At 51.4% G+C, this 11,576-nt stretch carries 4 protein-coding genes, 2 tRNA genes and 3 rRNA genes; 2 read left to right on the top strand and 7 right to left on the bottom strand.

What is annotated here, in order from left to right:
- The first annotated feature begins 154 nt into the window (after window positions 1–154).
- Together flgG and SLIP_RS03570 are read left to right on the top strand one after the other, a co-directional pair.
- Window positions 155–940, top strand: a complete 786-nt coding sequence (gene flgG / locus SLIP_RS03575) for a flagellar basal-body rod protein FlgG (protein WP_013174908.1) — start codon at window positions 155–157, stop codon at window positions 938–940.
- 203 nt (window positions 941–1,143) lie between these two features.
- Window positions 1,144–1,509 carry a rod-binding protein gene (locus SLIP_RS03570; RefSeq protein WP_013174907.1) on the top strand — a complete coding sequence of 122 codons (366 nt, stop codon included), beginning with the start codon at window positions 1,144–1,146 and terminating at the stop codon, window positions 1,507–1,509.
- A 15-nt stretch (window positions 1,510–1,524) separates the two neighbouring features.
- Here the strand turns inward: SLIP_RS03570 and SLIP_RS12545 are convergent, their stop codons facing one another.
- From SLIP_RS12545 to yunB, 7 genes are all read right to left on the bottom strand, one after another.
- Window positions 1,525–3,681, bottom strand: a complete 2,157-nt coding sequence (locus tag SLIP_RS12545; protein ID WP_013174906.1) for an HD domain-containing phosphohydrolase — start codon at window positions 3,679–3,681, stop codon at window positions 1,525–1,527.
- Window positions 3,682–3,854: 173 nt separating this feature from the next.
- Window positions 3,855–3,963 (bottom strand): 5S ribosomal RNA (gene rrf, locus SLIP_RS03560).
- A gap of 272 nt (window positions 3,964–4,235) precedes the next feature.
- A 23S ribosomal RNA gene (locus SLIP_RS03555) occupies window positions 4,236–8,153 on the bottom strand.
- A 224-nt stretch (window positions 8,154–8,377) separates the two neighbouring features.
- Window positions 8,378–8,452 (bottom strand) — tRNA-Ala (locus SLIP_RS03550).
- A gap of 112 nt (window positions 8,453–8,564) precedes the next feature.
- Window positions 8,565–8,641, bottom strand: a tRNA-Ile gene (locus tag SLIP_RS03545).
- 310 nt (window positions 8,642–8,951) lie between these two features.
- A 16S ribosomal RNA gene (locus SLIP_RS03540) occupies window positions 8,952–10,685 on the bottom strand.
- The 16S, 23S and 5S rRNA genes sit together here with 2 tRNA genes alongside, the layout of an rRNA operon.
- 193 nt (window positions 10,686–10,878) lie before the next feature.
- Window positions 10,879–11,538, bottom strand: coding sequence for a sporulation protein YunB (yunB, locus tag SLIP_RS03535; protein WP_013174905.1), 660 nt, complete (start codon window positions 11,536–11,538; stop codon window positions 10,879–10,881).
- Window positions 11,539–11,576 lie beyond the last annotated feature (38 nt).

Below are 11,576 nucleotides of genomic sequence, written 5' to 3'. Positions count from 1 at the left end.
ATTTTAGCTAGGTAAGGTCAATCGTATTTTGTCCTTGGCAAACCGTAAAGCTGGGAGCTGTTTTTAACGATATATATTTAAGCAGGCCCTTTCGGTGAACACACATGCCCACAGGGTTTGTTTTTAAACCCCTATCACATAGGAGGTTATGCCAATGTTGAGGGCTCTTTATACCTCTAGTACCGGAATGTTTGCCCAGCAACTCAATATCGACAACATCGCTCACAACATCGCCAACGTGAATACTACCGGCTACAAGAAATCCCGGGTTGAGTTTCAGGACCTTATATACCAGATGCTGAGGCGCCCGGTGGCTAACGATACCACCGTGCAGCCTTCCGGGCTCTGGGTGGGGCTAGGAGTTAAGCCGAGTGCAACTCAGACCATATTCTCCCAGGGTAATCTAACCCCCACCGATAACCCGCTGGATGTAGCGATACAAGGGCAAGCCTTCTTCCGAGTGCAGTCACCTACTAACGAAGAATACTTGTACACCCGGGACGGTTCCTTCAAGCTTGATTCCGAAGGCAACCTTGTGACTACTGATGGTTATTACGTAGTGGGTGTTGATACCATAGATCCCGAGGGTTACGATGTCACCATAGCTCCTGACGGTACCGTCACTTATAAGATGCCGGGGCAGGATGAGCCGGTTGAAGCAGGACAGGTCGAGCTGGCAAAGTTCACCAATCCAGCCGGATTGGAAAAGATAGGAGGCAATCTCTATCGTCCCACTGCCAGCTCCGGTGAGGCAATAGATTGGGATCCGGAGGCAGACACAACCGTTTCTCTTCACGCCGGTTACCTGGAAGCGGCTAATATCCAGATCGTAGAAGAAATGGTGAACCTGATTACCGCCCAGCGGGCCTACGAGATTAACTCCAAAGTCATTCAATCCGCAGACGAAATGCTGGGTATGGCTGCCAATCTCCGCCGATAGTTTGGTTTGGGTTAAGCCACGGATGAACACAGATGTCCGCTGATTAACACTGATGGAACCTGCATTCCTAATAAAAACCACCGGGAATAGAGCCGATTTTGTGGATTCGCAAGAAAGGATATCGTATCCATGGTTGAAATCAATAGCCGTGTTGCATAGAACTGATCGAATCGTAACAGGTCAATAGGAGGCGCGAGTCTAAATTGGACGCAATTGCCGCTGTTAGAGGGCCAAGCCTAGTCGAGTTCCCTCCGAACGCAAAAACCAGGACCAGTAAGACTCAGTTCCAGCAGGCATTGAACGAAGCAGCCAAGGATTACGACAACGATAAAAACGATGAGAAGTTGAAAGAGGCTTGCCAGGAATTGGAGAGCGTTTTGGTCTACCAGATGATAAGGGCCATGCGCTCGACCGTTCCAAAGGGCGGGTTAATAGATGAAGGCTTCGGCGGTGAGGTTTTTGAATCCATGCTGGATGAGGAGTTTGCTCGCCAGATGGCCAAAACCGGTAGCACCGGACTGGCCGATTTAATCTTCCGCCAACTCACGATTTGCCGAAAAAGTCGATGAACCGTTATTGTATGGTCACTGCAGCTCCAGCACGTCCGCTACCTCGAGCAGGGCCCTCACGACCTCCGGATCATAGAGCTTGCCCGCATTGTTTTTCACTTCTTCCAAAGCAGCTTCTAATCCCAAAGAAGGGCGGTAGGGCCGGTGAGATGACATCGCCTCCACCACGTCGGCTACAGCTATGATTCTGGCTTCCAGGCATATTTCTTCGCCCCTGAGCCCACTCGGATACCCGGATCCGTCCAACCTTTCGTGATGCTGCGTCACTATAGAAGATATGTCCCAAGGGAAAGGTACTTCAGCCAGTATCTCCGCTCCAACTTGACTGTGCAATTTAATGAATTCAAACTCGGAAGGACGCAGCTTCCCTGGCTTAGTCAGTATTTCAATAGGAACGGCAAATTTACCGATGTCATGGAGCAAAGCCGCTAACCGCAGACCCTCGATTCTGTCCTCTGGCAGGCCCATGTACCTGCCTATTGCGGTGGCAATCGCAGCCACCCGTCTCTGGTGACCAGCAGTATAAGGGTCCCTCTGTTCGACCATGCCTACCGCTAGCATGGTTATGGCGTCAAAAATCCTGCTGCGTTGCTCTTCGTTCTGTATCCGTTCGGTGACATCCATCAGATTACCGATAATCGCTGGGCGGCCTTTAATCATCAACCTGGCTCCCATACACTCGAGCCATATCACCTTACCGTCCCTCCTCACCCCCCGAAAAATATAATGAACACTGGAGACTTCCCCGGACAAGCGGTCTTTTAACTGTTTATCCACTAGCCACCGATCGCCAGGATAGACTATAACATCGAGCGGATTCTTGTTCAGTAGCTCTTCTTCAGCATAACCGAATATCTCAGCCATGCGCTTATTGACATAAAGAAACACCCCATCTTGGAGTATATAGATGCCGGTCAAGGACTTGTCTACCATGGCCTGGTAAAGCGCTTCCGATTCTCGCAGAGCTCGTTGTGCCTTTTCTCGCTGCAACCCGCTCTCCATGATGTTGACTATGGCTGACAAAAGCTCCAGTTCTCCGTCCGTCCATTCCCTAGCCGTCTTGCTTTCTACCAACAAAACACCCCACCGGTCATCCTCGCCCAGTACCGGGACCCCAGCCAGCGATCGAATACCGCATCTGGCGAAAACAACTCGTTCGCTTTCTGTTAGTTCTTTTAGACTGCTGAGTTTCACCGCCCTGCCCGTAGTCACTTCTCTCCATAAAACTGGCACATCTTTCTCCTTCAATATCTCAAAACCGCCATCATCGAATTCCTCGTCAGCCGACCACTTGCTCTTCAACACCATTTGTTTTTGTTTTGAATCAATCCGCCACAAACCGACCTTACATTCCCCAAAGCTCTCCCCGATCATTTTCAGCGTGGATCGTATCGACTGGTTCAAGTTCCTTGACAAAGCAAAGTCTGCTGCAGCATTGCTGAACAGCCGCTCGTAACGGTGAAGACGGGATATCTCTTTTTCGGCCTGCAGCCTTTCGCTTACGTCCCGTATAGAAATAACCAAGCACTCATCCTCATCGATTTCCGCTCGGAAAAGAGATATCTCGGCCGGAAATTCGGCAGGGGTTTCTCGAAATGCGGTAAGGGTATATACCCCCTCTGTTCTTTCGTTTAGCAGCTGGAGACCACCAATCCCAAATACTGCATTCATCAACTCCTCTATCGAAGTCCCTATTCGCAATTCACAACCTTGTCTCAGCATCTCGCTAGCTGCCTGGTTAAAATGCAACAAACTCCCTTTTGAGTTCACGACCAGGTAAGCATCACGGGTAGACTCTAAAATGTTACGTGCCCGGTGCTCAGCCTTCAATTTCATTAAATCCCAGAACAACCGGGCTCCGACATGGTCTATGACCTTGATATAAGGGGGTTTCGTACGGTAGATCTCGTTCAGAACCTCCTCACTACCCGTTAGCTCTATTATCATCTTCACATCTGGGTTGGAGTAAAAGTCCGTAAAAACAGTAGTAGTCATTAATCCTTGGGCTCGCGCGTATAGCATCCCGGGAACATCAGACCGCAAATCAGCCACTCCAACAATCCTCGCCTGGAATTCTTCCAGCCGCAAATGATCAAAAAGCTGCAGTAGCTCCAAACACCCCTGTCCTCCGCCTATTATAGCAACCCCTATTTCGTCAGTCCTCTTTCCCATCGACACACCCCTACTAAAAATGCTCTTATTTGTGTACAATTCCACACCTTTGTCCTTTTTTCCTCTATTGTGCCAATTATAGCAAGCCCTGACGTAACTTTTCCTTTTACTCCTCATAGCATTCGACCCAAAATCAAAAAACCCAGCGTTTAGGCTGGGTTTTAGAAAATAGATCCTGGCAGCGACCTACTCTCCCGCGTTAGCAGTACCATCGGCGCTGGAGGGCTTAACTTCCGTGTTCGGTATGGGAACGGGTGTTTCCCCTCCGCTATGGCCACCAGGAATTTTTATTTCAATTTTCAGAGCCACAGATACACACTGATTAGCACTGATTTACACTGATTATCTTGAAAATTACGACTGACCCTTCTTCTAGCAGGCCAATCTTTATGTTCCACCAATCTCGACTCTGTGTAGACCGTCAGATTAACACTGATTAACACTGATATTTTTATTTGTATTTTTTATTTATCTGTGCTCATCTGTGTAAATCTGTGTTCATCTGTGGCTTATTCTAGGCTCTCTCAAAACTGCACAAGAGATTTTAAAGCGCCTAGGTCAAGCCCTCGACCTATTAGTACCGGTCGGCTCAACACATTGCTGTGCTTACACCCCCGGCCTATCTACCAGCTAGTCTTGCTGGGGTCTTACCCCGGCACTCAACCCGACACCTAACATCTCGCTTGCCTCTTCTACCAGCATCCGCTGATACAATCCTCGCTTCCTGCTAAGTGCCTGGTTGAGTGCCGGGTGGGAGAACTCATCTTGGGGTCGGCTTCGCGCTTAGATGCTTTCAGCGCTTATCCGTTCCAGACATAGCTACCCAGCTGTGCCCCTGGCGGAACAACTGGTACACCAGCGGTCTGTCCATCCCGGTCCTCTCGTACTAGGGACAGCTCCCCTCAATTCTCCTGCGCCTGCGACGGATAGGGACCGAACTGTCTCACGACGTTCTGAACCCAGCTCACGTACCGCTTTAATGGGCGAACAGCCCAACCCTTGGGACCTTCTCCAGCCCCAGGATGCGATGAGCCGACATCGAGGTGCCAAACCTCCCCGTCGATGTGGACTCTTGGGGGAGATAAGCCTGTTATCCCCGGGGTAGCTTTTGTCCGTTGAGCGACGGCCCTTCCACTCGGTACCGCCGGATCACTAAGCCCGACTTTCGTCCCTGCTCGAAGCGTCCCTCTCGCAGTCAAGCTCCCTTCTGCCTTTGCACTCTACGCGCGATTTCCATCCGCGCTGAGGGAACCTTTGGGCGCCTCCGTTACCCTTTAGGAGGCGACCGCCCCAGTCAAACTGCCCACCTGACACTGTCCCTCCCCCGGCTCACGGGGGCAGGTTAGAACTCCAGCAAGCCAAGAGTGGTATCCCACCAACGGCTCCACAGAACCTGGCGGCCCTGCTTCCCAGCCTCCCACCTATCCTGTACATGACCTGCCAAAATCCAATATCAGGCTACAGTAAAGCTCCACGGGGTCTTTCTGTCCTGTCGCAGGTAACCGGCATCTTCACCGGTATTACAATTTCACCGAGCCCCTCGTCGAGACAGCGCCCAGATCGTTACGCCTTTCGTGCGGGTCGGAACTTACCCGACAAGGAATTTCGCTACCTTAGGACCGTTATAGTTACGGCCGCCGTTCACCGGGGCTTCGGTTCAGAGCTTCTCCGGCACTCAATGGTCTCTACTTCACGCTCTCCCGTATGCGCTCCCTAAGCCATCTTCTGGCCTGTCCCGAACGCTTGAGATTCCTTTCCCTTCTCCTTGCGTCCGCATCGCTCGCATACGCTTCATAGTATGCTAATCTCCTTCTGTGCCCACGTGTCCACTTGTTCCTGCCTTCATTGTGCTCCTGTATCCGCCGCTTGAGGTCTGACGTGTATCCTAGATACGTCTTTCCCTCTTCGCTTACTAATACATACACGTAGTACACTTTATCTCCTCCTGGTAAAGACCATTGAGTGCCGGATAACCCTTCCCCTTAACCTTCCGGCACCGGGCAGGCGTCAGCCTCTATACTTCATCTTTCGATTTTGCAGAGACCTGTGTTTTTGGTAAACAGTCGCCTGGGCCTGGTCACTGCGACCCCCTCGTGCCACCATAAGTATATTACGGCTACACTATCGGGGTACCCCTTCTCCCGAAGTTACGGGGCCGATTTTGTCCGAGTTCCTTAACGAGGGTTCTCTCGCGCGCCTTAGGATTCTCTCCTCGCCTACCTGTGTCGGTTTGCGGTACGGGCACCCCAAACCTCGCTAGAGGCTTTTCTTGGCAGTTTGGGTTCAGCGACTTCGCTACTAATATTCGCTCCCCGTCACCCCTCAGGCTCTCCGCAAGGCGGATTTGCCTGCCTTGCACCCTACGGGCTTGGACGCACTTTTCCATCCGTGCGCTTCGCCTACCCTCCTGCGTCACCCCTTCGCTCAATCGGTCTGAAGGTGGCATCGGATTCTCAACCGATTCTCCATCACCTACGCCTTTCGGCCTCGGCTTAGGTCCCGGCTTACCCTGGGTGGACGAGCCTTCCCCAGGAAACCTTAGGCTTTCGGCGGACAGGATTCTCACCTGCCTTCTCGCTTACTCATGCCGGCATTCTCTCTTCTTACCAGTCCACCATTCCTTACGGTATGGCTTCTGCCCAGTAAGAACGCTCCCCTACCACATGGAAGTTGGAGGCCGGAAGTCGGAAGTCGGATCATTCATCTCTGTTCCAACTCTTTATCAAATGGTATAGTTTCTTCCCTAACAGAGCATACCCACTCCTTAGTTCCTCATGGGCCCTTCCATCTACATATCCCAGGTCCTTCATTCATGTCTATATAAACCTGTACCTCGTTTACTGAACCCATAGCGTTCCTAAGAAAGTGCTTGAACTCTTTTGCAGAATCCTTGCGACCATATCCTTCCGCTATATTGGCCGGTACTGATATCGCCGCCTTCCGAATCTGTCGACCTAGTTCGTATCTCTCACTCGCTGGCATCTCCTGGCTCTTCCGATGTACCATCATTGCCAGTTGGTACCCAAGTTGGTATACCTCTAGGTCTTCATATCCTCTAATAGCCATATGCTCTGTCCTCCAGGTCTCTTTAGCCCCTCTTCCTACTTCCTACCTCTGGCCTCCAACCTCCATATCCGCAGCTTCGGTTCCAGACTTGAGCCCCGTTACATTTTCGGCGCAGGGTCACTTGACCAGTGAGCTATTACGCACTCTTTGAATGATGGCTGCTTCTAAGCCAACATCCTGGCTGTCTTCGCAACCCCACTTCCTTTCCCACTTAGCCTGGATTTGGGACCTTAACTGGCGGTCTGGGCTGTTTCCCTCTCGACTATGAACCTTATCACCCATAGTCTGACTCCCAGGGTTCACTTAACGGCATTCGCAGTTTGGGAAGGTTCGGTAACCGGGTAAGGCCCCTAGCCCAACCAGTGCTCTACCTCCGCTAAGAAACCCCTGAGGCTAGCCCTAAAGCTATTTCGGGGAGAACCAGCTATCTCCGGGTTCGATTGGCATTTCACCCCTACCCACACCTCATCCACTGGCTTTTCAACGCCATCTGGTTCGGGCCTCCACGATGCTTTACCACCGCTTCACCCTGGACATGGGTAGATCACCCGGTTTCGGGTCTACAGCAGCAAACTATTCGCCCTCTTCAGACTCGCTTTCGCTTCGGCTCCACCCTTAATCAGGCTTAACCTCGCTTGCTACCGTAACTCGCCGGCCCGTTCTACAAAAAGTACGCCATCATCCGGCACTCAACTCGCTGCCCACTCCACTCTTATCCCTTACTTACCCTCCCGGGTCCATAACTCCCTCTTAATCTGCAAATGAGCACTGAGTTGAGTGCCAGACTCTGACTGCTTGTAGGCATACGGTTTCAGGTTCTATTTCACTCCCCTCCCGGGGTGCTTTTCACCTTTCCCTCACGGTACTATGCGCTATCGGTCGCTAGGTAGTATTTAGCCTTAGGAGGTGGTCCTCCCTGATTCCCACCGGATACCACGTGTCCAGCGGTACTCGGGGTATGCTCTAGAACCTACAACTGCTTTCCGAATACGGGACTTTCACCCTCTGTGGTCAGGCTTTCCAGCCTCGTTCTCCTAAACAGCCTTCGGCTCCGGTAAATCTGCAGCTCTACCTCGAACATCCCCTCTACCCCGTACAGGCAACGACTGCAGCCTTTAACACCTGCACGGTTTAGGCTCTTCCCCTTTCGCTCGCCGCTACTAAGGGAATCGCTCTTGCTTTCTTCTCCTCCGGCTACTAAGATGTTTCAGTTCGCCGGGTCTCGCCTCTCCTACCCTATGTGTTCAGGTAGGGATGATACCTGTTCCCAGGTACCGGGTTCCCCCATTCGGGTATCCACGGATCTTCGCTCGCTTGCAGCTCCCCGTGGCTTTTCGCAGCTTGCCACGCCCTTCTTCGCCTCCTAGCGCCTAGGCATCCACCGTACGCCCTTACTACGCTTGACCTAAAACGCGCTAATTCTCTCTTGTGCAGTTTTCAAAGAACCAACATCAATTTGAATTTAGAATTAAGAATGCAGAATGTAGAATTATATTTTTTCCTTCTTGAGTCTGACTTATGTCTGATTCGTGCTCTGTCCGTACCTCGTGGCTTTCCCTATTCAATTCTTAATTCTTAATTCTGAATTCTTAATTGTTAATTGTTACTTGCTAATTCTTAATTCATAACTTGGTGGAGATGAGGAGATTCGAACTCCTGACCCCCTGCTTGCAAGGCAGGTGCTCTCCCTCTGAGCTACACCCCCAAATATGGAAGTAAGATGCCGGAAGTTGGATGTTGGAGAAACTATTGATATTCCTCGACAACGATTTCTTCCAAAATTCCAACCTCTAACCTCTTACTTCAAACTTCCATCTTGGTGGGCCTAGGTGGACTTGAACCACCGACCTCACGCTTATCAGGCGTGCGCTCTGACCAGCTGAGCTATAGGCCCCAAAACTTACCGCTTTATAAACTTTGTAATTTAGAATTTAGAATTAAGAATGCAGAATTATATTTTTTGCCGTCTTTCACTCAATTCCTGTCTCGTCCGTATCCGGGTACCTTGCCTCATTCAATTCTTAATTCTTAATTCTTAATTCTTAATTCTTAACTCTTAACTCTCAATTCTTATTTATAAACCAAAACAGCGGAAGCCTAGCGATCGACCTAGGAGAATGGAAGTGGGAGGCGGGAAGTTGGAAGTGAGACAATCACTCAGAACTGTCTTCTCCTGTTCTTCCCTCCACTTCGTTGCTCCTTAGAAAGGAGGTGATCCATCCGCACCTTCCGGTACGGATACCTTGTTACGACTTCACCCCAATCACCAGCCCCACCTTCGACGGCTGCCTCCCGGCACTCAACTGGCGAGAACTCGCTCCGAAGATGCTTCCTGCTTTCCTTCAGCAACCATCTCCTAAAGTCTTTTCCCACCACTTGAGTGCCGGGTTGGCTCACCGGCTTCGGGTGTTGCCAGCTTTCGTGGTGTGACGGGCGGTGTGTACAAGGCCCGGGAACGCATTCACCGCGACGTTCTGATTCGCGATTACTAGCGATTCCGACTTCATGCAGGCGAGTTGCAGCCTGCAATCCGAACTGAGACCGGCTTTTGAGATTTGCTCCACCTCGCGGCTTCGCTTCTCTCTGTACCGGCCATTGTAGCACGTGTGTAGCCCAGGGCATAAAGGGCATGATGATTTGACGTCATCCCCACCTTCCTCCGGCTTGTCACCGGCAGTCCCGTTAGAGTGCTCGGCTTCACCCGTTAGCAACTAACAGCAAGGGTTGCGCTCGTTGCGGGACTTAACCCAACATCTCACGACACGAGCTGACGACAACCATGCACCACCTGTCTCTGCGTTCCTTAAGTTTCCCTAAGGCACCCCAGTGTTTCCACCAGGTCCGCAGGATGTCAAGCCCTGGTAAGGTTCTTCGCGTTGCATCGAATTAAACCACATGCTCCACCGCTTGTGCGGGCCCCCGTCAATTCCTTTGAGTTTCAGCCTTGCGACCGTACTCCCCAGGCGGGGCACTTATTGCGTTAGCTGCGGCACAGAAGGGGTCGATACCTCCTACACCTAGTGCCCATCGTTTACAGCGTGGACTACCAGGGTATCTAATCCTGTTTGCTCCCCACGCTTTCGCGTCTCAGCGTCAGGGCCAGTCCAGGAAGCCGCCTTCGCCACTGGTGTTCCTCCTGATATCTACGCATTTCACCGCTACACCAGGAATTCCACTTCCCTCTCCTGCCCTCAAGACTGCCAGTATCAGATGCCACCCCGCAGTTGAGCTGCGGTATTTCACACCTGACTTAACAGCCCGCCTACACGCTCTTTACGCCCAGTAATTCCGGACAACGCTCGCCCCCTACGTCTTACCGCGGCTGCTGGCACGTAGTTAGCCGGGGCTTATTCATTAGGTACCGTCATCCCCACACACTATTCGCATGCGGGATTTCGTCCCTAATAAAAGAGCTTTACAACCCGAAGGCCTTCGTCGCTCACGCGGCGTCGCTGCGTCAGGGTTCCCCCCATTGCGCAATATTCCCCACTGCTGCCTCCCGTAGGAGTCTGGGCCGTGTCTCAGTCCCAGTGTGGCCGTCCACCCTCTCAGGCCGGCTACTGATCGTCGCCTTGGTAGGCCGTTACCCCACCAACTAGCTAATCAGACGCGGGCTCATCCATAAGCGGTAGCTTGCTCCAGAGGCCACCTTTACTATCCAGTACATGCATACCGAATAGCTTATGCGGTATTAGCACCGGTTTCCCAGTGTTATCCCCCTCTTATGGGTAGATTACCCACGCGTTACTCACCCGTCCGCCGCTATCCGGCACTCAGCTCACTGCTCACTCATCCCCTAATTACCTGCTCCAATTGCCTCTCCCTCTACTTCCTACATCCCCCGAATGAGCACTGTGCTGAGTGCCGGACCGCTCGACTTGCATGTGTTAGGCACGCCGCCAGCGTTCGTCCTGAGCCAGGATCAAACTCTCCATCTAATCCTTGCTTATCTTTGCCCCAGAATTACTCTGGCCATCCTCGTATTCATAAGCACTAGGCTCCGCTGTTCAGTTTTCTAAGATCTCCCCGCGCGCCTCGCCGCGCGCAAGATTTATATTAGCATGCGGTGTTGGGGCTGTCAATAGCCTTTCTTAAACCCTTCAAGAAAATGTCTGCGAATACTGCAATCATCTATGGACTCAAGGATTGAACAGCCGAACGCGTTATCGCATTCGGCTTCTCTAGACTCACATACATACCGGGGACATCCCCAACTATTATCGTCTCCGCTACCGGAATCGTGGTAGCCACTTTCACCTCATCACTCGAGAAAGGAACTACCACTTTTAGTTTACTAGATACTTTAAGATAAATCAAATGTCTAGATTGGTTAATTCCAGCACTCTGAAACTTGCTAATGATGTCCACATTCACGGTGCCTGCCGGAATCACTTTGACCCGAACTTTTGGGCCATAACCGGCCAGAAAAGTAGAACCAAACATCTGCCCGAGTGGTATGCCAAGCGATGTCTCGCTCAACTGGTCCAATGCTTCGGCGATTTCCAGGCTGCTTTTCGCCATCAGTTGACTTATTTTTATCGTATTCGGCTGAATTAACACCACTCTTCCCCGATCATCCGTACGCACTAAGACCAGATCTCGGTATTCGATGTCTCGTACAACCCGTTCGTTGACCGCTTTGTTTATACACTCAACCCCCATCAATTGGGCTTTGGTCCTGGCTATCTCGGATAATGTAGGTCCTATGTTTCTATCTACTATGATTATCACCAAAATCAGTACCCCTATTACTACCGGGATAACCCATACCGGCCGCCTCCTGCCATACACAAAAAAATTCACCTCCCGCACCCTCAATATATGAAAAG

Source organism: Syntrophothermus lipocalidus DSM 12680 (assembly GCF_000092405.1).
Taxonomy (GTDB): Bacteria; Bacillota; Syntrophomonadia; order Syntrophomonadales; family Syntrophothermaceae; genus Syntrophothermus; species Syntrophothermus lipocalidus.
Note: the sequence above shows the minus strand (reverse complement) of the source record. Positions and strands in the feature narration are given on the sequence as shown.